A 21888-nucleotide genomic window follows, 5' to 3' on the forward strand; every position below is an offset into this window, starting at 1 on the left:
CAGAGTTAGCTCCAACGGTAGCAGAATAAATGATAACTTACTTCAAACCTGCCGCACCACCACGGCTCGCTGCTATGCGCGCCTCGATCCAGTCAGTTACTTCAGACGCGACCCAAGCGACGCCGCCTTTAGCGCCGGTCGATAAAGATATTGGCTTAGGGAAATCTGGATCATATTGTTTGCAGCCAGGGTTGATGCGGCCGTAAATGCTGCTGCGCTTCAGTCCTGTTAGAACTTCGACTTGTTGGCGACGCAGCAATTGGGGTTGGATTGGGGTTTGCATGTTGAATGGCTCCGAGGTTGGGGTATGCAGATCGCCGGTGCTCTCTGCACATCATGACCTTGTGCAATATTTTTTTACAACATCGCTTTTCAGTAGTTTTACCTTCAGAGCTTTAATCCCAATTCCGCAAACGTAAAGTGGTAACCCAAAGAGTAGTTCGCCATGAATTGCAGGAGACATCGTCCAAGCCTTGTCGATTTTAAAAACCCACTCCAGTGTCAATTCACTCCCCCTACCCTCCCGCAATCTGAATTCGGCAAATAGATGTCGAAATCATTTGAATCTTTTTTGAATCAAAAATCTCCTTATAATAATAAACAAGAATAGTGACAATTTCACTGAATTTGCCATCCCAAGCCCCTTATAGTTACTATATATGTATATTTAAATTTGTCTGAATTTTGTACTATTTACGATATATATTTGCTCTAAATTTGATAATTTTCATTCTTATTTTTGTACATATTTATATTAAATATTGATTTTATTTCAAATAAATATATTTTCAAATTATTAATTAATTGCATGAAAATAAATATGACTCCCGACTCAAACCCCAATCAAAATTCAGCTGTAGCGATCCCAGGCAACACGACTGTCAACCCGAAAACTATTGTCAATAATTCCATACAAGAAGATCTGATCACAGAAACGCAACAGACACTGACCGAAAAGGCCGAAGGAAAAACCGTCCCAAAAAGCAAATACTCAAAGAGGAAAATAGGGGATGGGCTTCATGAAAAATTCAAAGATGGTGAATTCGCAGGCTATCAATTCAGGAAAATGATCAATGGCATCTCCATGAATATTTCCCTAGGAAAGATGACAGAGGAACAAGCCAAGAAGGAGATTGAAAGACTAGCGAAAAAACCTTCCCAGTTACAGCGCAACAAAAAGGTTGAAGTTGCACTTTCAAAGATGAAAGGCCAGAAAGAAGAGACCATGCCCTGCTTTAAGAGTTATATAGATGCCAGGCAGTTTTCTGAGGCGCTATACAAAGAACTTATGCACAGCAAATTCGCATTCCAGAACAGAGCATCAGACGGATTAGATCTTGAGATTTACACCATCATCTGGACGATGCTATCGACCCCCCTCAGTCTTGATGAGTTACTAAATTCATCACACGGGAAACTATTACTCCCCGATTATTTAACTGACATATTGCAACCCGACAAAATAAAAAGAGCAACAATTCTTTTATATCAAGGTCAGCCCAATGAACAACCATTTTCTGTTCTTTTGACAAATGCGACCACCCAAGCGATTCTGGCACTAGTACCCCAACAGGCATCAAACCCTTACCAGTCAATATTTCACAGAATGAAAACCTTAGGCAGGGAAGAAAGTATAAAGCGGATAGTTTCAAAACTTCGCATGATCTGGACAGGCTATCCCATTCAACTGGAAGCGTTTACTCTGTTCTTTCAGTATGTTGCCAATAGGCACAGTAGCTTCCGGCAAGATTTCATTGAGTCATATATAAAAAAACAAGCTGGCAGTCTTCGGTGGCTTGATTACGATGATGACCGAAAAGCTCTCTCAGCTTGGTGGGAAAAGCAAATAATAGAAAAGAAATTCCACTTTCAAAGCATGCTAAGGTTAAAAACAATTGAGGCCGCGAACCCTCATTCTGAATCAAATCTTGACCGACCAGCACCAAAATTTCAAGCGCCCAAACGTCGCCCACCGAAACAAACAGATTTACCTAACTCTTGAGAAAATCAGCCCATGCTTGCATCAAAGGCCGACGCTGTTCTAACAGATCGGTCCGGTGATAGGCCGCTTCGACTTTGTTTTCAACTTGGTGAGCAAGCGAGCGCTCTGCCAGATCCCGTGAATGTCCGTTTTCACTGCACCAGTCTCGAAAACTGGAACGGAATCCATGGGCGGTTGCAACACGATTAGGCGTGTCACTCAGTGCATTAGCATCACGTAAAAATTCGGTAAGCGCCATATCTGACAGCTCCACTTCGTCTCTCGGTGACGGAAATACCAGTTCATCATGCTTACCCATTTGTTTCTTAAGAATTGAAATCGCTGGTTGCGACAACGGAACTCGATGTACAAAGGGGGCTTTCATCCGCTCTGCCGGAACGGTCCAAATCGCCTTCCCAAAATCCACTTCAGACCATTTCATTCCCCTCACCTCCCCTGAGCGCGCAGCTGTCAGAATTAAAAATTCCAGCATGGTGCGGGTCACATTTTCAAATTCTTCTGAACACACATACTTTTCCAGAAAGGCAGGAATGTTTCTCCATGGCATCGCAGGATGATGTTGAGTGCGAACTGACTTGCTCGGCTGCTGAGGCAATAGATGAGTTACAACGTCAACGGGATTAGACTGGCAATGACCATGCGCCCAGCCCCAGGCTATCACCGCATGCAAACGCTGCTTTACTCGGCTAGCAGTTTCAGCCTTATCAAGCCAGATCGGTCTCAATACGTCAGCAATGTGACGTGGTTGAATCTTATCTAAAGGCAAATTGCCAATCGCAGGAAAAGCATATTCAACCAATGTATTAATCCACTGCTGACCATGCTTTTTACTTTTCCAACCTGGGAGCAAATCCGCATGCAGAATTTCGGCAGCCTTTTGAAAGGTAGGGATCTTTGGCGAGTCTTTATCTTTTTCCTTTTCTAAAAGCGGATCTATACCTTTCGCAAGTAGTTCTCGCATCTGCGCGGCCAACTTCGCAGCCTCAGCAATCCCAACTTCTGGATAGCTACCTAAACCGGCCTTACGACGTTTGTCGGTGACGGGACTAGTAAAACGCAGAACCCATTTACCCGATCCTTTTGTTGTTGATGGATGTAGTGCCAGACCAGTAATTCCTCCATGGGGAAGAATTTCTGAATCTGGTTTCATATTGCGTGCTTTTGCATCAGTAAGGATTGCCATGATATTCCAATTTCTTTTCATCAGTGTGCCATTCAGTGTGCCACTAATGATTGGATTTCACAAGAATGAATTGGAACACATCGGACTAAAAATTACATAACCCATTGATTTATTTAACATTAATGGAATAAATTGGAATGTATTGGAATACATCTTGGCAGACCCCTTCTCCGCCATGAATATGAAAGCCCTTGGATGATTCCAAGGGCTTTTTGTTTTGGCTCACGTTTGGAATATTTGCGCAGTCACACTGCAATCAATCATCACAAAATCATACCCATTTAAAGCCCTCAGACCTCATCATCACCGACTTCACCGTTGAGGAAAGCATCTTCATGCTTCATGGTCGACTTCAACAACCACAATAGCGTCGATATCAGCCTGGAGTTAGACTCAACCGAACGCGTCATCGTTAAATAAACCGGCAGCCTGCTTGACATCGCCCACGCAGGCGAAGTCACAGCCCCCCCCTGGCAACCCTACAACGACAACGAGCTGCTACCGAGTGGTAAGTGCAACCCATCTCACCTACATAATGCAAGACGACCTCACCGCTCTAGAGACATGGGCCAGCAACAAACCCGCATCCAGGCACAAAAAAAACGGCAGCCCCTACGCACCGCGCAAGCAACGCAAAAACATCAGGGGCAAACAAGGCCGCATCAAAAAGCAAAAAGCCAGCATGTTCAACAAGCTGCGCACAAACACCCGCCTCAAAGCAAAGGCAGACGGCAACGGGCTGGAAGCGGGTTTCTATAGCCGCGTAGCCCGTAGGTGCATCAATATGGGTTACGGGAAAGGGTTGTGGCGGGTGGGGGTGACACCCTGTATGAAGATCGACGGGTTTTGGGATTACCAGATACAAGTGCCTCAGAACAAAGTTTCTTTTCTAAATTGTATGAATTCAATCCGAAGTAAGCAGTTTTATTGTCAAAAATAGAATTGCAAAGTAGACAATTTCAATAGTAGAATGAAACCGATTCCTCAAGCATCTTATGTCGATTCAGTTATGCATCTATGCTTGACGCACAATAGATTTGAGGTAGGCAACATCACAGTTTCCAGAGGCAAACAACAGAACACCTGTTTTTCCGTTGCCGGTTAAGTTGCCATTTTGAAAATTAAAACACGTTAGGCCTCGCAACTACATCTCATCATGACCGACGCACAAATTCGCCCCGACAAGGTAACAAAACCCATTCAACTCCTTGCTGCTTGGCTGGTGGGCCTGATCGTAGTGAACGCCTCCTTTTTGTTGGGTGCTCAGCAAATTACGAACCCACCATGGGCCAGTTCCCTGTTGGTAGTTGCGGCAGTTGCGAACGTTCCAATATTTATCATTGCGCTCTTCCTGCTTCAGACAAAGTTTCGTCCGCAAATGCAGGAGGATTCGTTCTATGCTCAATACCTCAAGACTGAGCGTGAATATAGTCAGATGCCCCCAACTCAAAGTCTACCAGTTGATGTTGTTGAACAGTCGATCGCAAAGACAGCCGAGAAAATCACATTGAAGCTTGGTGCGGCAGCGAAAGGCCAAGAACAGCCCATTGTAAACATTCTGCGAGAGTCGCAGTTTGAGTCACTGGTGACTCGGTTTGGCGATTCGCGCTCCTTATCCGAACTCTTTCTCTCGCCCGAGACTTGGACGAAAATAGTTAAGGAATGGGCAGAGCACGAAGTGTTTGTTCAAGATATTGAAGCGTTAATCACAGAAGGGCTAGTGGCAAAAAAATATAAAGGTTACTTAAATTGTTTCATCACGGACTCAGGCAAACAAATAGCCTCAATTGCGCAGGATCGTGGATTGCTTTGGAGTCAGACTCATAGAGACTTTTGGGAACATGAACGCACAAAACTGGCGTGCGAGGCCTAACCCCTCATTCACGCTTACCCGCTACAGCACGAATCGTAGCTCGAACTTAAAATTTCATTAGCACTATGCCCATACAAAAAGAAAGTCAAAAGACCAAACAAGCGATGGCGACTAGGTTGGTGAAACAAAAACTATGGCCCGCACTTGCAGCAACAGTTGCCGAGTACTTTGGTCACGTGGTGCAAAAGGCAAGAGATGAAAACTACCCAGAGATTCTGTACATTCATATAGATGACAGTGAACGTCTTGTTCAGCTTTTTAGCGGAGCACACCCTGTAGATGTAACGCACAAGCGCGATAAATACGGCGCAAAAGCTGGGCTTCAAGTTCACATCGAGGAAGGTGCAGCACTGGTAGTTTCTCAGTCAACAATCGGCTATCCCGCGATCATCCTATACCCATACAAATCGCAGAAGCAAAAGCGAACGTGCGACCACATCATTTGGAAAGTCTTCGACAGCCCGAAAGACATTACCACTAGGGTTCTCAATACCGCGACGAAAGATTTCTTTACATACATGCGGGTTTCAAGTGCAGTGCTTGCAGAGTCGCGCCTGGACAGGCTACGCATCAGGTATCTTGAATTTCGCGGGAAAAAGTATTCCGGTGAAGGCGGTGTTAGCAAATTTGTCTTCTCACATTGGTTCTGGGGAGCACTTGGTGCAGTGGGCTCGGTAGCCAGCATCTATTCACTGTGGAAATGAAATTTATCCTTTCAACCCGCGTAGGTGCGAATAGCCTCGCGTATTCGCACGCATGACTTGTGATGATTATTGATTTTTTATAGAATTCGACCAGCAAATGAAGGGTTTCAAAATTATGAGAGAGGCTATTGTAAATTGCATTCTGGCCCTCTTACCGGATGACTCGTAACTCCCAAAAAAGAAAGATTATTTTGGCTTGTGCGAAATACCTAAAGCGCTAAATCACTTACTTATTACCAATATTACAACTGGTCATCAATCCAAATTTCGATACCACCGAAGCCGTTTACCTGTCGTTTAATGTTTGCATGTGCGATAGCAAAACCAACTGTGGTCAATAGAAAAGTTGGCATAGAGGAGTTATCCCATACATCAAATAATTTCTCCATATATGGTCGAAGATTGACAATCAACTTTTGCACAGCTTTATCGTCGATTTTTCCACGTTGAAATAGACTAAAAATCTTTTCTCGATCTAGTTCCGAAACGTTTTCCTTGGAGAAACTCGCGTCCAGACTCATTTTATTCAAGCTTTTAATCTGTAGACGATCCGGGTTATTTAGGTATGGGATAACAAACTTAGTAATCACTTCGGGCGATATATCTAAGGATTCAATCGTTTGAATATCAAATCCCTCTAAAAAAAGGCCGTGAAAGGCAATTCCCAAAGTCCCAGCCAAACGCGATCCAGCAACTCCCATAGCACCACACCCAGCAAATTGCAAATGTTGAAAATTTGTTGTATTTTTTGACATCTTTGAAATGAACGGCTTTATATGAATATCCAGATAATCACCAAAAGTATCAAAGTTAATTACATTCTTTGGAGTAACATGTTTACATAAAAACATAACGGCTAGCAGAGCTAATTGTGTATCTGTAAGTTTAGGGGCAACATTGAGAGATTCGTTTAAAACGATTTCTCGAATACTTCGCGGAGCTTCCTTACATTGGTCGACAAGCAAGTCGATTAGTAAATCACCTAAGTCACGATCACCACTGCGCACATATGCCTTTTGCACGGCGCCCAGGGCAATTTGAAAACTCGGATCATTTGCTTTTTGCAGTCCAAGAGGATATTCAGTACTAAATTTATTTATTACGCGCTCAGTTATTTCTTCAACTCTAATTTCAGCGATTTCCTTAGCCTGCCCAGATAACTGACTGAAATTTTCACGGTAAATGTCCAGCGCAATGTCTCGAACATCTTTGTAGGTGAGGCCTAAACTTAAGTTACCACCCACTTGCAGAGCAACCCCGCCCTAAGCGACTGTTTGACTTTGCCCAGTATTTAACATAGCACTCCCTAACCTTCAATCGGATGCGGTCAAAGTCAATCGACACAAAACTAAGCAGCATCCTTAAAATAAAAAAATGACAGAAATTTTTTTTCAGTCCCAATGAACATCAATCGTGATTTATTTTGACATCACCGCCGACCTGGACGTTAGTCGAGTGGGAAGCTGCTTTCTGATTCTGTGTTACTCCTCTGGAACGCCCCTTGGCAATCCCTGCAACTATTAACCCAATAATGAATACGCCAATCCCGCTAAATACCCATTCGACATTTCTTGCAAACCAAGCAATTAGTTCATTCATGTGCTGCTCCTGTAAATGTGTATATCAGTAAATTCGAACAAAATATCGGGTGTTTCCACAATGCAAATTTAGAAAGATTTTTTATTAAGTATTACACAGAATTGTTTTTTATTGCACACCGTAATAATTTATTTAAAAACCAACCACGCCCGCGACACCACCGCCATCGCGATCAACGAAGTGGCACTTCTCGCCTAAATCCCCCTCCCCAACCGCCAGGAGATCCACCGCAATATCACCTTAAGCAAATACAACCCCTACCTAAAAACCACCGTTGTCAACCGCGCCATCGCTGGCAAGTCAATGAAGTGCTACATATTCAAAGGGCGGATTGAATGATTGAGGCCATGGCTGGTTAGTTCCGCCTGCGTGTTTAGAACATAGCCGCACTGCCTATTTGTCAGTTCGGCTAATTATTGGCAATACCTTGCACCCTCAACGTAAATAAATTTATTGCTATTGCGAGTTTGGACGGTTACATTTGCATGCTGAAAATATAACGACATTAACCCTCAATAGGAACAGCAGATGTTTAGTTTATTTAAGAAGCAACCACCTCAAGAGCCGCCGAAGACTAAGCAAAACCCGCCAACCAAAACTATTCCAAAGGCACCTATGGAAATATGCGTGCCTGACCGCGTTCGGTTAGAAGAAGCACCGAAATTCTCTGGCAAGACCATATCCTTCTTGGTCTATTCTGACAGCGACATCAATACCATTGAGTATGATCCCAAAGAAGGACGTGTAGATTCGAGCGATGACGAACTAAAACAGTTCCTAATACAAGTTGAAGAGAGTCAGCAGATGGCAAAAATTTTCTCGCAATGTAAAGCTATTCTTTATCCAACAAAAGAAGAGAATTCGCTCGGCCATCTGGCCTGTATTCAAGACGGAAAATTTTATAGTTTTGACTTATATGAATTGTCCAATGATCCCATCATAAAATGGGAGTTACATCGCACAGTTCGCTTGGTTGACATTGAACCCTACGGGCCAGACAACGCATTTAAACCGACGCCAAGTTGATAAAAACTGGTTCGCGCAACCCGCGTAGGTACGAATAGCCCCGCGTATTCGTACGCATGTGACAGGGCCACTTAGCCTTCTTTTTAATAACTTATCCTGAATCCCTCAAAACTGACTGAAAGCGATACGTTTGGCGATTCTGCTTTGAATATTACATCGGGTCCGGTAGCATGACTTTTTCGGGTCTCATCGGCAAGCTACGTAAACGACGGCCAGTTGCATGGAAGATAGCATTACTGATTGCGGCAGCCACGCCTATCAAACCAATTTCGCCTACACCTTTTGCACCCAGACGGCTAACGATGCGGTCATCTTCTTCGACAAAAATCACATCGATATCATGGATGTCTGCATTCACGGCGATGTGATATTCGGCAAAGCTGTGATTCATTAAACGCCCCAGCTTGTGGTCTATACAGCTTTCTTCCAACAATGCCTGGCTGATACCCCAGATCACGCCGCCGGCGATCTGGCTGCGGGCTGTGTTGGTGTTGATGATCTGCCCGGCAGCGACTGCGCTGACTACACGTGTAACACGCACAGTGCCGAATGTTTCATCCACTCTGACTTCGCAAAATACTGCGGAGTGAGTGGCGCGCTGGTATTTGTGCTGTTTGATTAGAGATGGCAACATCAGGTATTTTTCTTCTATGCGCGTTTCGCCTACTGCAGACATGATTTCTGTCAAAGTAACTGTCGTATCCGCTTTTCCACGGATGCGCATGCTGCCGTCAGCAAATTCCACCTGCTTGAAGGTGGCTTTGGCAAAGCGTGATTCAGGCATTTTCTTTGCCAGCTTGAACAAGTGTTTTTGCAATTTCTCACATGCGCCTTGAACTGCCGAACCTATCGTCGTGACGTGAGATGAACCTCCTTCCACCGGTGCTGTCGGCAAGGTGGAGTCACCTAACTGGAAAATGACTTTTTCCAGCGGCAGGCCCATGCTTGTTGCAGCAATCATGGCCATGGCAGTGTAAGTGCCTGTCCCTATATCAGAAGCAGCACTGCTGACGACCAGATGACCATCTGCATGTAACACCGCACTGACGCGTGCAAAGAGTTGCATGGCATCCCATATACCGGTAGCCATGCCATAACCGATGAGTTCATTCCCCTCCCGCATGGAGCGTGGCTCCAGAGGCCGGTTTTGCCAGCCAAAGCGGGCGGCGCCTTGTTGGTAGCAGGCGCGCAGTTCCTTGGTCGAATACGGCAAACTGGTGGATGGATCAATATCGGCATAATTTTTCAAACGAAATGCGAGCGGATCCATGCGTAGCTGGTAAGCCAGTTCATCCATCGCCACTTCCAGTGCATGAACACCCTGCGCAGCACCGGGTGCACGCATATTCATTGGACTGGATTGATCCAGACTGACCAGTTCATAAGCGAGTTTGATGTTGTCGCATGCGTATAGCTGACCAGACCAATTGACGACGGTTTCTACATATTCTTCAAAGCGGGATGTAGTTGTGATTGCTTTATGGATGATTGCCTTCAGCGTGCCATCCTGGTCGGCGGCCAGCTTCACCGTCTGCACGGTTTCAGGCCTATGGCCTATGCCAAACATTTGCTGCCGCGTCATAACGACTTTAACGGAGCGTTTTAATTTCAAGGCAGCCATCACGGCCAGGGGAAGCTGATATTGCGGCCGCAAGCCAGCACCGAAGGCACCACCCACATACGGATTTCTTACCGTGACTTTATCACTGGAGAGACCGAACACCCGGCTGACATACCAGCGGCTGTTTTGTGAACTCTGGGTCTTGTCATAGATCATCAAATGACCGTCATCACCACGAATTACTGTAGTGGCAAACAATTCCATGGGATTGTGATGTTCGGCAGCGTTGTCGTATTCGGCGTCTATTTTGAATGCCGCTTGTGCATAGGCCTCATCAGCACTACCTTTTTCCCTGGGCGGTGGCGAGCCACCACGCGTATTGCCTGGTTCCCGACTATGCCGCAGGTTGCTCTTCAGGTCGGTCTCATATTCTTCAATATCTGCATGAACTTCTACCAGCGAAGCGGCATGCCGTGCGGCCTCGAACGTCTGCGCCAGTACCAACGCCACTGGTTGTCCGCTATACAAAATCTTGTCGTCGTACAGAGGGCGAAATGGCGATCCACCGGGTGCAGTCATGTCTTTATAGAACAGATCAAAAGAGCGTATTTTGGGCCGGTTTGTGTGGGTGATGATATCGATCACACCTGGTACGGACAAGGCAGGGCCCAGTACAAAATCGGTGATGCGTCCTTTACAAATATTGCTATTAACCACTACCCCATACAGCATATCTGCATCATCAAGGTCAGCAGCATAATGCGCCTGACCAGTGACCTTGTCACGGCCATCAATGCGGGAGACCGGCATGCCTGTAGTAACGTAACCTGTTCCTTGATCAGCGACAGGGCTGCGCAAGGCGCGGATAAGGTCTGTCATGTCACCACTCCTGCGACATCTGCCTGGCGGCAAGAAGAAGCGGCAGCCAATTCCAGGGCACGTATAATTGCACGATGTGCCATGCTGAGCTTAAAGTTATTATTGCCCTGCCCCTGCGCATCTTTCAACAAATAGTCTGCAACCCTGACAAACGCTGCGCTTGTTGGTAGTTCGCCTGCCAGCAAGGCCTCAGCCTCAGGCAAGCGCCATGGTTTGTGAGCGACACCGCCAAGGGCAATGCGTGCCTCGTTTATGCTGCCATCATCTGCGATGTCGAGTGCAACAGCTACTGACACCAGTGCAAAGGCATACGATGCGCGGTCACGCAATTTCAAATAGGTGCAGTGGTTTACAAATTGCTGCGCAGGTGGCAATTCGATATGTGTAATAAGTTCGCCTTCTGCCAGACTGGTATCCATATCGGGTCTGTCGCCCGGCAGGCGATGAAAATCTGAGAATGCAATCTGCCTTGATCCATTTACAGAGCGGACATGGACGATTGCCTGCAGGGCAGCCAGGGCCACGCACATGTCCGAAGGATGGGTAGCGATACACATTTCGCTGGTCCCAAGTATCGCGTGCTGGCGATTAAGGCCAGCGATGGCAGGACAGCCACTGCCAGGCCGCCGTTTATTGCATGGCACGGCGACATCATAAAAATACACGCAACGCGTTCTTTGCAATAAATTCCCACCATTGCTCGCCATGTTGCGAATTTGGGCGGATGCTCCCGACAGTATCGCGTGAGACAGCAAGGGGTAATGCTGCCTGACCAAGGGGTGGTAAGCGGTATCAGCATTACGGACCATCGCACCAATCAGCAAGCCTCCAATGGAGCTTGGCTCTATAAGCGACAAAGGCAATTGACTGATATCAACGAGACTGACTGGTGTTTCTACATGCTCCTTCATCAAGTCAATCAGATTGGTGCCACCTGCAATGAATTTTGTTTCTCCTGGTATTCCAATGCCTACTTGTCGCAAAGCCTCTGCAACGTCTTCAGGGGCGGAGAATGAAAAGGAATTCATTTTGCTGCCGTCCCGGGCAGCACGTCCGCCGCAGTATTGCTTACTGGCATAGTCAAGCCCATGACCGTGGTAATAGCTGCCACGATTTGAGGATAAGCGCCGCAACGGCACAAATTACCACTCATCAACTCACGAACGTCATCCGCAGTTCTGGCCTCGCCTTCCGCCATCATGCCTATTGCAGAGCATAGTTGACCAGGTGTGCAATAACCACATTGCAGGGCATCATGTTGTATGAATGCCTGTTGCAAAGGGCTCAGCACGCTTCCTTCAGCCAGGCCTTCTACAGTAGTGATGTCAGCATTATTTTGCATGACGGCGAGCGTAAGGCAAGCATTGATGCGTTTGCCATTCACTAACACCGTACAGGCACCACATTGCCCATGATCGCAGCCCTTCTTGGTGCCGCTTAATTTGAATTTTTCACGCAATAGATCAAGCAAAGTAACCCAGGCCTCAACCTCGGTTTTTTCTACCTGGCCATTGATCGTAAATTGCACGGGATAAAGAGTGTCGGCAGCGGCATTCATTATTATCTTTCTTGGCTAGCTGATAGTTATATCTAAGGTATGTCTAAGGCCAAGAGTAAAACCGGTAGCTGGTTTTCACTGTACGTTTGCGTACATAAATATTTGCTAAATTCGCTGAATTTGCTGAAAAATCAATGCTTACCTTTTCTGACATGGATAGTGCGCGTTCTCCTACGCTGGTCCTACTCCCTCAAAAACATATCTTCTTTACCATGTATTTACTGATTGCAAAGCACTACAAGTAGTGATCAGTGAAGTATGCGACCGCGGCAATCAGCGGAAAACTTTAAGGAGTTTAGTATGCCTACACAAGCAAACAACAACCAACCTCAAAAATCTGGTAACTCTCAAGGCGGCACTCACGAGCAACACGTGAAAGCCGGTCAACAAAGTCACAAAAACGATGCCCAAGGCTCAGGCCAGGGTTCTAAATCTGTTAGCGGCAACAACACTGGCAATCAACAACGTAACGATTCCAAATCCGCTCCGGATTCAAAAAATCGCTAACTCCTTATTGCTATTTACATTAAATAGCAGCAACTGTTATTTGTGTACGCCAATCGGATAAAGCATTCGGTAAGCTTAAGCAAGCACAATAAACAGAATGTAAGGAAAGAACAGGTTTGGAAATTTGAAATTAGTACGTGTAAGCCATCTTGCATTGCGATGTTTCACTATTCCAAACCTGTTAGGCCTTAATGATGCGTCTTGATGTCCTGCACATCGATCAGACTTCCCCACATTTTCATCATTTGCCCTTTTTCAGACAAAGTGGACATATCTACGGTTCTTTAATTCATCTGATTAGCCACTCTCCTACTTTGTGATATCAAAAACTCTGATAGAACACTGCACGACACTACCCTATCCTGACACTCAATCTAAAAACAAAAAACAGGTTGAGACATGACATCCATAACGCAATCAAAAATAACGCCAGCAAAAAAGCAAACTGCAAGCAACGCCATATTTAAAAGTATGCAAACAGTTTCCTTGATAAAAAGTGATGTGCAATTTGCTGCAAAAAAGGCAGGCTTGTCTTATGTCAGCGATCAGACGCCGGGGATACGCAGATACCCAGTCAAGCGACGTGGAAAGACTGCATTCAGATACCTGACGCCACAAGGGAAACCATTAAAGGATGACCTGACACTGTCGCGTATAAAGTCTTTGGTGATTCCTCCGGCATGGACAGATGTCTGGATTTGCGCGCAAGACGATGGCCATATACAAGCCACCGCACGGGATGCGCGACAACGCAAGCAATACCGTTATCATAAAAATTGGCGCAGCATCAGGGATGAAGCCAAATACGGCAATATGCTGCAGTTTGCATCGGCCTTGCCCTCGATACGTGAAAAAGTAAGCAAGGCTCTGGCCATGAAGGGCTTGCCACGCGAAAAAGTAATCGCTACTGTTGTGTCGCTCATAGAGAATACCAGCATGCGCATAGGCAATGATGAATATGCGCGCACCAATCAGTCATACGGCATCACCACCCTGAAAGGCAAGCATGTGCATTTGCATGGCACCCAGCTTGAGTTTGATTTTCGTGGCAAAAGCGGGGTCCAGCACACTATCAGTCTGCGCGCGCCGAAGTTAAGCCGCATCATCAAATCCATGCTGGACCTGCCCGGTCAGACGCTGTTTAAATATCTGGATGAAGATGGTCAACCACATGCCATTAATTCCACTGAAGTAAACGATTACATACGCAGTGCTGCCAATGGCGATTTTACCGCAAAAGATTTCAGGACCTGGGCAGGAACCACATTTACCGTGCAAGCCTTAATGGAAATTGGTGCAGCAGATACGCAGGCGACAGCGCGTAAAAACCTGGTCGTAGCAATCCGCCAGGTCGCGAAGAAACTGGGTAATACCCAGGCAGTTTGCCGCAAGTGTTATATCCATCCGCAAGTCGCAATTTCATATATGGAAGGAACGCTGGCAGAAGAGTGGCAGGCCTGCAGCCGTGCAGCAAAGAAAGGGAAAACTGCGCTGGCGGAAGATGAGGCGATACTTGCCAGGCTTTTGGATAAATGGCAAAAATAAATTCAGAAGCATCAGGTTCGTTGCCTAGGGATGGTGTCGGTACAAGCCAAATTCATTTGAAATTGCCTGGTAATGCCATGCAAGATTGAGCTTGCTGCCATTGTAGCTGGCTAAATCTGCATCCAGCATGCCAAATGGTGTGAGGCTGGCGGCAAATAAACGTAGTGCCCTGTGGCGCAAAGCAACGCCAAAACTGGCGAGTGCCTTGCGACAACTGATCAATTCAAACTCATTGAAGGAAGTATCGGTAACCAGACTGAACTGTGACCAGATAAGATTTTTTTGCAAGTCATCCCTCAATATCAAATAACCGTCTTTTTCCTGAAAATAATCCATCAAGCTGCTGCGCCCTCCGCTTTGCAGATAATTTTTTTCATATTGAGGGAATTTTTCGAGAGCAAACCCGGTATCTGCCATTTCCTGCAAAAGCAATTCGTTGGAACAAGTGACATAGATTGTCGCTTTGTCATAGACCTGCTCCTCTTCCAGCAAAATGACCAGAGTGTAAATCTCTTCTATGCTGGAACAATCTGCAATCCATATCCTGGTATGAGCATGTGAACGCAGCCATGGCGATAATTGATTGCGCAAGAATTGCAGCCGCTGCGGCTCATCAAACAGTGCAACCGGGCATAGTAACAGGATGCGTAATACGGCATCCCAGTGCGAGCTGTCATGCAAGATGCTGTCTTGCAATGCAGAATAGGTTTTAATCCCATACTGCTTCATCACCACACTGAATTTATCTGCCAGCACCTGACGGTCAAAACCGCGGAAGTCATCACCGCGATAGCGGTAGATGGCTTCCAGCAGCATGTCGAGTTCTATCTCCTCGACTTTTAATACGTTCATCACAGCCTGCTTTACTCGGTCAGCCAGACACGCATCAATGACAACAATTGCGCACTATCCACCGGTTTGGTGATGTAGTCTGAAGCTCCTGCTTCAAAACATTTATCCCGATCACCTTTCATGGCCTTGGCTGTCAGGGTGATGATGGGCATGCTCTTGAACTTGGGTATTTTCCTGATGGCGCGCATGGTGTCGTAGCCATCCATTTCCGGCATCATGATATCCATGAGGACAATCTCAATATCAGGGTCCTGCTCCAACAGTTCTATACCGTCCCTGCCATTTTCTGCAAAGACCACGATCATGTCCTGCCTTTCAAGCACGGTCGTGAGGGCAAAGATATTGCGCAAATCATCATCCACGACAAGTACTTTGCGCCCCGCCAGGCTGCCATCGGATGCATGCATGTCTTCCAGCATGCGCCTTTGCAACTCGGGCAAATCAGCAGGCGAACGATGCAGGAATAAGGCCGTTTCATCCAGCAGCCGCTCAGGTGAACGGGCGTCCTTGACGACAATGGTTTTTGCGACCTTGCGTATCTTGGTGACTTCCTTGCGCGATAACTCCTTGGCGGTATAGATGATGACCGGCAAGTCCCTGAGCTTTTTATCCTTGCTGATGGTTTCCAGCAATTCAAAACCATCAATATCGGGCAAGGTCAGGTCCAGCACCATGCAATCAAAATGGGTGTGCTTCAATGCTTCCAGCGCTTTCTGACCGCTTTCCACAGCCGTGATCTGTACATCATGCTCGCCTATCAGTTCGACTATGCGGGCACGCTGCAAGTCTTCATCTTCTACTACCAGCAAACTGCGTTTTCCTCTGAAAAGGAATTGCTGTATGCGGTTGAATTCTTCTTCCAGTCGCTCGCGCTTGATGGGCTTGGTGAGGTAAGAAATGGCACCGTGCTGCAAGCCGCGTTCACGCTCATTGGAGTTGGACATAATATGCACAGGAATATGCCGCGTGCCCGGGTCGCGCTTGAGGCGGTCCAGTACGGTGAAGCCATCGCAGTCTGGCAAATCTATATCCAGCAGGATGGCGGTCGGGCTGTAATCACGGGCCAGTGTCAGCGCAGCATCACCGCTTTGGCTGACTATGCCCTTGAAGCCTTTTTCTCTCGCAAAAGCCAGCAAGATGGCGGAAAAACGACTGTCATCTTCGACGATCAATAAAGAGGGGTCACCACTGGCGATCATATTCCTGTCATCAAATGCCGCTTCACCTTCAGCATAGTTCAGGCTCATGGTTGCTGCTTCGTTAGCCATGGATCGTGACGTACCTTCAGCACTCGCAGTTGCTTCCAGAACTCTGATGAGCATGGGTGTGCTTGACGCCGTATTTTGTTGCGGTGTCTGGCTAATCAGACCTGCGCCGCTGTATGGCAAGAACAGGGTAAATGTACTGCCGCTGCCGACTATACTGGTCACGCGAATTTCGCCTCCCAGCAGGCGTGCCAGTTCGCGGCTGATGGAAAGACCCAGCCCTGTACCACCGTATTTGCGCGCAGTACTACCGTCGGCCTGCTGAAATGCTTCAAAAATCAGTTGCAACTTGTCGCTGGCGATACCAACGCCGGTGTCGGCAACAGAGAATGCCAGCACGGCATCGGCATGACTCAATTGCGGAAGATCAGGCGTCCAGCCCGACTGCACGACACCTATGCTGAGCCTCACTTCGCCACGCGAAGTAAATTTGAAGGCATTCGACAGCAGGTTTTTAAGAATCTGCTGCAAGCGCGTTGTATCGGTCTTGATTGCTGCTGGCAAACCCTGATCCAGGGTGATGGAGAAATTGATGTTCTTGGCTTCTGCCATATGGCGGAAAGTACGTTCAACATAAGACGCCAGTATGGGCAGGCGCGATTCACTGAGTTCCAGCGTGACCGTGCCGGATTCTATCTTCGACAAATCAAGGATATCGTTGATCAGCGTCAGCAAATCACTGCCAGAGCCGAAAATGGTCTTGGCGTATTCGACCTGGTTACCAGACAGATTGCCCTGCGGATTGTCGCTTAGTTGCTGGGCCAGGATCAGCAGGCTGTTAAGTGGAGTACGCAATTCATGCGACATATTGGCCAAAAACTCGGACTTGTATTTGGATGACAAAGCCAGTTGCGTTGCTTTTTCTTCCAGCGCCAGTTTGGCTTGTTCCACTTCGCGATTTTTGCGTTCCACCTCAATATTTTGATCGGACAGCAGACTGGCTTTTTCTGCCAGTTCCTGGTTGGTCTGTTGCAGTTTCTGCGCCAGTGACTGCGATTGTGTCAACAGGCTTTCTGTACGGCTATTTGCTTCAATGGTATGCAAGACCACGCCGATGGATTCCATCAACTGATCAAGGAAACCCATATGTGTTTGTGTAAACTTGTCCAGCGAAGCAATCTCAATCACCGCCTTGACCTGCTGTTCAAACAGGATAGGCAAGACCACGATATTGGTAGGCGGTGCAGAGCCAAGGCCGGATGACACCTTGATATAGTCACGCGGTACATTGGTCAGCCATACCCTGCTCTTTTCCAGTGCGCACTGCCCTACCAGGCCTTCACCCGGCAAGAAAGAAGTTGGCAACTTGCTGCTGGAGCGGTAACCATAGCTGGCAATCATTTCCAGCAAAGGTGCGTCGTTATTCGAGTCCATCATGTAGAACACGCCATGATGGGCAGATACCAGCGGTGCAAGTTCAGACAGGATCAGTTTGGTAACTGTACTCAGATCACGCTGGCCTTGCAGCAAACGGGTAAAGCGCGCCAGGTTGGTCTTGAGCCAATCCTGTTCGGCATTTTTTTGCGTCGTCTCTTTGAGGTTACGGATCATCTCATTGATATTGTCCTTCAAGTCAGACACCTCGCCACGTGCTTTCACTTGAATCGAGCGTGACAAGTCACCCCGAGTTACAGCCGTTGCCACTTCTGCAATCGCACGTACCTGAGTAGATAAATTGGCGGCAAGCTGGTTGACGTTTTCGGTCAGATCTTTCCAGGTGCCTGATGCGCCCGGCACACTGGCCTGGCCACCGAGCTTGCCTTCTACCCCCACCTCACGCGCAACAGTCGTTACCTGGTCAGCAAACACGGCCAGCGTATCTGTCATCTCATTGATGGTATTTGCCAGCGAAGCAATCTCTCCCTGTGCTGCCACCGTCAGTTTCTTTTTAAGATCACCATTCGCCACCGCAGTCACCACACCGGCGATACCGCGCACCTGTTCAGTCAGGTTGGCTGCCATGAAGTTGACGTTCTCCGTCAAATCTTTCCAGGTGCCGCCTACCCCTTTTACCTGCGCCTGCCCGCCGAGCTTGCCTTCAGTCCCCACTTCACGCGCTACCCGCGTTACTTCAGATGCGAATGAGCTGAGCTGATCCACCATGACGTTGATGGTGTCTTTTAATTCGAGAATTTCGCCCTTGACATCTACCGTGATTTTTTTGGACAAGTCGCCATTCGCCACCGCCGTCGTCACGTCGGCAATATTGCGCACCTGGCCTGTCAGGTTGGATGCCATGAAATTGACGTTATCCGTCAAATCTTTCCAGGTGCCGGAAGCACCGGGTACATTCGCCTGACCACCCAGACGACCTTCAGTACCCACCTCCCGCGCGACACGAGTCACCTCAGACGCGAAGGAATTAAGCTGATCCACCATGGTATTGATGGTGTCTTTCAACTGCAAAATCTCACCACGTACGTCCACAGTAATTTTCTTGGACAAATCGCCATTGGCCACCGCCGTCGTCACGTCGGCAATATTACGCACCTGTGATGTCAGGTTACCCGCCATGGAATTCACAGAATCTGTCAAATCTTTCCAGGTACCGGCCACGCCCGGCACATTGGCCTGACCGCCTAGCTTACCTTCAGTACCCACCTCACGCGCTACCCGCGTTACTTCAGATGCAAATGAGCTAAGCTGATCCACCATGACGTTGATGGTGTTTTTCAATTGCAGAATTTCACCCTTAACGTCTGCCGTGATTTTCTTGGACAAGTCGCCATTCGCCACCGCTGTTGTCACCTCGGCGATATTGCGCACCTGACCTGTCAGATTGGATGCCATGAAGTTGACGTTATCGGTCAAATCTTTCCAGGTACCGCCCACGCCTTTCACGAAGGCCTGTCCACCGAGCTTGCCTTCAGTACCTACTTCACGCGCAACGCGTGTTACCTCTGACGCAAACGAGCTGAGCTGATCCACCATGACGTTGATGGTGTTTTTGAGTTCCAGAATCTCACCTTTGACATCGACCGTGATTTTCTTCGACAAATCACCTTTTGCCACCGCTGTCGTCACATCAGCGATGTTACGTACCTGCCCTGTCAGGTTGGATGCCATGAAGTTGACGTTGTCGGTCAAATCCTTCCAGGTACCAGCAACGCCGGGCACATTCGCCTGGCCGCCCAATACACCTTCGGTACCGACCTCACGTGCCACCCTCGTTACTTCAGACGCGAACGAACTGAGCTGATCCACCATGACGTTGATGGTGTTCTTCAATTCCAGAATCTCACCCTTGGCATCGGCGGTAATCTTTTTCGACAAGTCACCATTCGCCACCGCCGTCGTCACATCAGCAATATTCCTCACCTGCCCCGTCAAGTTACCCGCCATGGAGTTAACCGAATCGGTCAGATCTTTCCAGGTACCTGCAACACCAGGTACATTCGCCTGGCCACCGAGTTCACCCTCTGTACCCACTTCACGCGCCACCCGCGTTACTTCTGACGCGAACGAGCTCAGTTGATCCACCATGACGTTGATAGTATTCTTCAATTCCAGAATCTCACCCTTGGCATCGGCGGTAATTTTTTTCGACAAGTCACCGTTCGCCACCGCCGTCGTCACGTCGGCAATATTCCTCACCTGCCCAGTCAGGTTACCCGCCATAGAGTTGACCGAGTCGGTCAGATCCTTCCAGGTACCTGCCACGCCTGGCACATTGGCCTGCCCGCCCAATTTACCCTCAGTACCCACTTCACGTGCAACGCGGGTTACTTCTGACGCAAATGAGTTCAACTGATCCACCATGACGTTGATGGTGTTTTTGAGTTCCAGAATCTCGCCTTTAACATCGACCGTGATTTTTTTGGACAAGTCACCATTCGCCACCGCTGTTGTTACCTCGGCGATATTACGTACCTGATCAGTCAGGTTACCCGCCATGGAATTCACAGAGTCAGTCAAATCCTTCCAGGTACCACCCACACCTTTTACCTGCGCCTGGCCACCTAGCTTACCTTCAGTACCCACTTCACGCGCCACCCGCGTTACTTCAGATGCAAACGAGCTGAGCTGGTCTACCATGACGTTGATGGTGTCTTTCAATTGCAAGATCTCGCCTTTGGCATCGGCCGCGATTTTCTTGGACAAGTCACCATTTGCCACTGCCGTGGTGACTTCGGCGATATTCCTCACCTGCCCGGTCAGATTGGATGCCATGAAGTTGACGTTATCTGTCAGATCTTTCCAGGTGCCACCCACACCCGGCACATACGCCTGCCCGCCCAACTTGCCTTCAGTACCCACCTCACGCGCTACCCGCGTAACCTCGGATGCGAACGAACGCAACTGATCGACCATGGTGTTGATAGTGTCTTTCAACTGCAAAATTTCACCGCGTACATCGACCGTGATTTTCTTGGACAAGTCGCCATTCGCTACCGCTGTCGTTACATCGGCGATATTACGCACCTGCGATGTCAGATTACCCGCCATAGAGTTGACCGAGTCAGTCAAGTCTTTCCAGATACCCGCCACACTGGGCACATTTGCCTGTCCACCGAGCTTGCCCTCAGTACCAACTTCGCGCGCCACCCGGGTTACTTCTGATGCGAAAGAACTGAGCTGGCTCACCATGGTGTTTGCTGTCGTCGCAGCACTGAGGAATTGCCCTTGCAAAGGCCGTCCATCGACTTCCAGCGCCATGCTTTGAGAAAGATCACCCTTTGCCACGGCGCCGATGACCCTGGCCATCTCCGTCGTGGGCCGGACCAGATCGTCGATCAGGGAATTGACAGAATTGACGATAGTGCCCCAGTCGCCCTCTGCGCGCACGGATGAAGCACGTTGCAGCAAGCGCCCTTCCTGGCCCACCAATTGACTGACATTCAGGATGCCCTGGGTCATATGCGAGCTGTTTTCGATGATCTCGTTTAAGGTGTCAGCGATCTTGCCGTTGAGGCCAGTCAGGTCAGAAGGCATCTTAACCGAGAAATCACCCTTCTTGAGCGCAGTCAATGCGGCGAGTAATAGCTTGGGATCAAGTGTTTCTGAAATGTCAGTTAGCGTGTTCATTCTGGCCTTTTAAGCGATGAGATTGGTAGCAAACGGTGCAAGATACTATCTCTGAGTATCTTCGCTGGCGTTTGACTGATACTGATGCAAGGAATGTCTGAAAATATCAAAATGACACATGTATTTTGCAGTGCTGTAAACAATGAAAACGACCATGAAAGCAACGACGAGAGCAATATTGAAAAGCTGCAAACAATTTTCAGTGGCATTCACGTAATTTTTCTTTCCGTGAAATGAAATACGGTGACATAATTTACTGCAAATTTAAGGATTTGTGACAATTCGGCATTTATATAATGATCAATGTGT

General features: G+C 47.8%; 17 protein-coding genes. 7 read left to right on the plus strand and 10 right to left on the minus strand.

The genetic code is table 11. The features are described from left to right. Positions 1 to 37: 37 nt before the first annotated feature. Positions 38 to 283 carry a helix-turn-helix transcriptional regulator gene (locus tag ACO0LL_RS18795; RefSeq protein WP_422952354.1) on the minus strand — a complete coding sequence of 82 codons (246 nt, stop codon included), beginning with the start codon at positions 281 to 283 and terminating at the stop codon, positions 38 to 40. Between the two features lie 537 nt (positions 284 to 820). On the opposite strand from ACO0LL_RS18795, the gene ACO0LL_RS18800 reads away from it, so the two are divergent. Next, the gene (locus tag ACO0LL_RS18800; protein WP_422952355.1) at positions 821 to 2002 is read left to right on the plus strand and encodes a hypothetical protein; all 1182 of its coding nucleotides are present in this window, start codon (positions 821 to 823) and stop codon (positions 2000 to 2002) included. On the opposite strand, the gene ACO0LL_RS18805 is transcribed toward ACO0LL_RS18800, so the two are convergent. Beyond that, positions 1992 to 3206 carry a tyrosine-type recombinase/integrase gene (locus ACO0LL_RS18805; RefSeq protein ID WP_422952356.1) on the minus strand — a complete coding sequence of 405 codons (1215 nt, stop codon included), beginning with the start codon at positions 3204 to 3206 and terminating at the stop codon, positions 1992 to 1994. The two genes, ACO0LL_RS18800 and ACO0LL_RS18805, sit on opposite strands and share 11 nt — an antisense overlap. 269 nt (positions 3207 to 3475) lie before the next feature. Beyond that, positions 3476 to 3625: a hypothetical protein gene (locus ACO0LL_RS18810; RefSeq protein ID WP_422952357.1), complete on the minus strand. Its 150-nt coding sequence runs from the start codon at positions 3623 to 3625 to the stop codon at positions 3476 to 3478. Positions 3626 to 3720: 95 nt separating this feature from the next. On the opposite strand from ACO0LL_RS18810, the gene ACO0LL_RS18815 reads away from it, so the two are divergent. From ACO0LL_RS18815 to ACO0LL_RS18825, 3 genes are all read left to right on the plus strand, one after another. Next, the gene (locus ACO0LL_RS18815) at positions 3721 to 4125 is read left to right on the plus strand and encodes a hypothetical protein (RefSeq protein WP_422952358.1); all 405 of its coding nucleotides are present in this window, start codon (positions 3721 to 3723) and stop codon (positions 4123 to 4125) included. Between the two features lie 216 nt (positions 4126 to 4341). Next, on the plus strand, positions 4342 to 5058 hold the full coding sequence (locus ACO0LL_RS18820; protein ID WP_422952359.1) for a hypothetical protein: 717 nt from the start codon (positions 4342 to 4344) through the stop codon (positions 5056 to 5058). Positions 5059 to 5123: 65 nt separating this feature from the next. Then, positions 5124 to 5762, plus strand: coding sequence for a hypothetical protein (locus tag ACO0LL_RS18825; RefSeq protein WP_422952360.1), 639 nt, complete (start codon positions 5124 to 5126; stop codon positions 5760 to 5762). 242 nt (positions 5763 to 6004) lie between these two features. Here the strand turns inward: ACO0LL_RS18825 and ACO0LL_RS18830 are convergent, their stop codons facing one another. Continuing rightward, entirely contained in the window at positions 6005 to 7006 is a 1002-nt protein-coding gene (locus tag ACO0LL_RS18830) for an LPO_1073/Vpar_1526 family protein (RefSeq protein WP_422952361.1), read from the minus strand. Positions 7007 to 7169: 163 nt separating this feature from the next. Beyond that, entirely contained in the window at positions 7170 to 7361 is a 192-nt protein-coding gene (locus ACO0LL_RS18835; protein WP_422952362.1) for a hypothetical protein, read from the minus strand. A 528-nt stretch (positions 7362 to 7889) separates the two neighbouring features. Here ACO0LL_RS18835 and ACO0LL_RS18840 point away from each other — a divergent pair. Continuing rightward, positions 7890 to 8387 (plus strand): hypothetical protein, encoded by a 498-nt coding sequence (locus ACO0LL_RS18840; RefSeq protein WP_422952363.1) that lies wholly within the window; start codon positions 7890 to 7892, stop codon positions 8385 to 8387. 151 nt (positions 8388 to 8538) lie between these two features. Here ACO0LL_RS18840 and ACO0LL_RS18845 read toward each other — a convergent pair whose 3' ends face one another. Genes ACO0LL_RS18845 through ACO0LL_RS18855 form a run of 3 tightly spaced genes read right to left on the minus strand, consistent with a single transcriptional unit; the run spans position 8539 to position 12385 of the window. After that, positions 8539 to 10827 carry a xanthine dehydrogenase family protein molybdopterin-binding subunit gene (locus ACO0LL_RS18845; protein WP_422952364.1) on the minus strand — a complete coding sequence of 763 codons (2289 nt, stop codon included), beginning with the start codon at positions 10825 to 10827 and terminating at the stop codon, positions 8539 to 8541. Beyond that, on the minus strand, positions 10824 to 11855 hold the full coding sequence (locus tag ACO0LL_RS18850) for an FAD binding domain-containing protein (protein WP_422952365.1): 1032 nt from the start codon (positions 11853 to 11855) through the stop codon (positions 10824 to 10826). The genes ACO0LL_RS18845 and ACO0LL_RS18850 overlap by 4 nt, the downstream gene beginning before the upstream one ends. Further along, positions 11852 to 12385: a (2Fe-2S)-binding protein gene (locus ACO0LL_RS18855; RefSeq protein WP_422952366.1), complete on the minus strand. Its 534-nt coding sequence runs from the start codon at positions 12383 to 12385 to the stop codon at positions 11852 to 11854. The genes ACO0LL_RS18850 and ACO0LL_RS18855 overlap by 4 nt, the downstream gene beginning before the upstream one ends. Before the next feature lie 300 nt (positions 12386 to 12685). On the opposite strand from ACO0LL_RS18855, the gene ACO0LL_RS18860 reads away from it, so the two are divergent. Then, positions 12686 to 12892: a hypothetical protein gene (locus ACO0LL_RS18860; protein WP_422952367.1), complete on the plus strand. Its 207-nt coding sequence runs from the start codon at positions 12686 to 12688 to the stop codon at positions 12890 to 12892. A 471-nt stretch (positions 12893 to 13363) separates the two neighbouring features. Continuing rightward, positions 13364 to 14437 (plus strand): DNA topoisomerase IB, encoded by a 1074-nt coding sequence (locus ACO0LL_RS18865; protein WP_422952368.1) that lies wholly within the window; start codon positions 13364 to 13366, stop codon positions 14435 to 14437. 24 nt (positions 14438 to 14461) lie between these two features. Here ACO0LL_RS18865 and ACO0LL_RS18870 read toward each other — a convergent pair whose 3' ends face one another. Together ACO0LL_RS18870 and ACO0LL_RS18875 are read right to left on the minus strand one after the other, a co-directional pair. Further along, positions 14462 to 15289 carry a CheR family methyltransferase gene (locus tag ACO0LL_RS18870; protein ID WP_422952369.1) on the minus strand — a complete coding sequence of 276 codons (828 nt, stop codon included), beginning with the start codon at positions 15287 to 15289 and terminating at the stop codon, positions 14462 to 14464. Between the two features lie 11 nt (positions 15290 to 15300). Next, positions 15301 to 21579: a HAMP domain-containing protein gene (locus ACO0LL_RS18875; protein ID WP_422952370.1), complete on the minus strand. Its 6279-nt coding sequence runs from the start codon at positions 21577 to 21579 to the stop codon at positions 15301 to 15303. Positions 21580 to 21888 lie beyond the last annotated feature (309 nt).

Source organism: Undibacterium sp. TC4M20W, assembly GCF_049340245.1.
GTDB lineage: Bacteria > Pseudomonadota > Gammaproteobacteria > Burkholderiales > Burkholderiaceae_D > Undibacterium.

Excerpts from the sequence above, each read along its gene's own strand:
- ACO0LL_RS18810 (WP_422952357.1), bottom strand. The coding sequence starts at position 3,625 with ATGTCAAGCAGGCTGCCGGTTTATTTAACGATGACGCGTTCGGTTGAG.
- ACO0LL_RS18875 (WP_422952370.1), bottom strand. The coding sequence starts at position 21,579 with ATGAACACGCTAACTGACATTTCAGAAACACTTGATCCCAAGCTATTA.
- ACO0LL_RS18825 (WP_422952360.1), top strand. The coding sequence starts at position 5,124 with ATGCCCATACAAAAAGAAAGTCAAAAGACCAAACAAGCGATGGCGACT.
- ACO0LL_RS18835 (WP_422952362.1), bottom strand. The coding sequence starts at position 7,361 with ATGAATGAACTAATTGCTTGGTTTGCAAGAAATGTCGAATGGGTATTT.
- ACO0LL_RS18860 (WP_422952367.1), top strand. The coding sequence starts at position 12,686 with ATGCCTACACAAGCAAACAACAACCAACCTCAAAAATCTGGTAACTCT.
- ACO0LL_RS18845 (WP_422952364.1), bottom strand. The coding sequence starts at position 10,827 with ATGACAGACCTTATCCGCGCCTTGCGCAGCCCTGTCGCTGATCAAGGA.
- ACO0LL_RS18795 (WP_422952354.1), bottom strand. The coding sequence starts at position 283 with ATGCAAACCCCAATCCAACCCCAATTGCTGCGTCGCCAACAAGTCGAA.
- ACO0LL_RS18840 (WP_422952363.1), top strand. The coding sequence starts at position 7,890 with ATGTTTAGTTTATTTAAGAAGCAACCACCTCAAGAGCCGCCGAAGACT.
- ACO0LL_RS18820 (WP_422952359.1), top strand. The coding sequence starts at position 4,342 with ATGACCGACGCACAAATTCGCCCCGACAAGGTAACAAAACCCATTCAA.
- ACO0LL_RS18855 (WP_422952366.1), bottom strand. The coding sequence starts at position 12,385 with ATGAATGCCGCTGCCGACACTCTTTATCCCGTGCAATTTACGATCAAT.
- ACO0LL_RS18850 (WP_422952365.1), bottom strand. The coding sequence starts at position 11,855 with ATGAATTCCTTTTCATTCTCCGCCCCTGAAGACGTTGCAGAGGCTTTG.
- ACO0LL_RS18865 (WP_422952368.1), top strand. The coding sequence starts at position 13,364 with ATGCAAACAGTTTCCTTGATAAAAAGTGATGTGCAATTTGCTGCAAAA.
- ACO0LL_RS18800 (WP_422952355.1), top strand. The coding sequence starts at position 821 with ATGACTCCCGACTCAAACCCCAATCAAAATTCAGCTGTAGCGATCCCA.
- ACO0LL_RS18870 (WP_422952369.1), bottom strand. The coding sequence starts at position 15,289 with ATGAACGTATTAAAAGTCGAGGAGATAGAACTCGACATGCTGCTGGAA.
- ACO0LL_RS18815 (WP_422952358.1), top strand. The coding sequence starts at position 3,721 with ATGCAAGACGACCTCACCGCTCTAGAGACATGGGCCAGCAACAAACCC.
- ACO0LL_RS18805 (WP_422952356.1), bottom strand. The coding sequence starts at position 3,206 with ATGAAAAGAAATTGGAATATCATGGCAATCCTTACTGATGCAAAAGCA.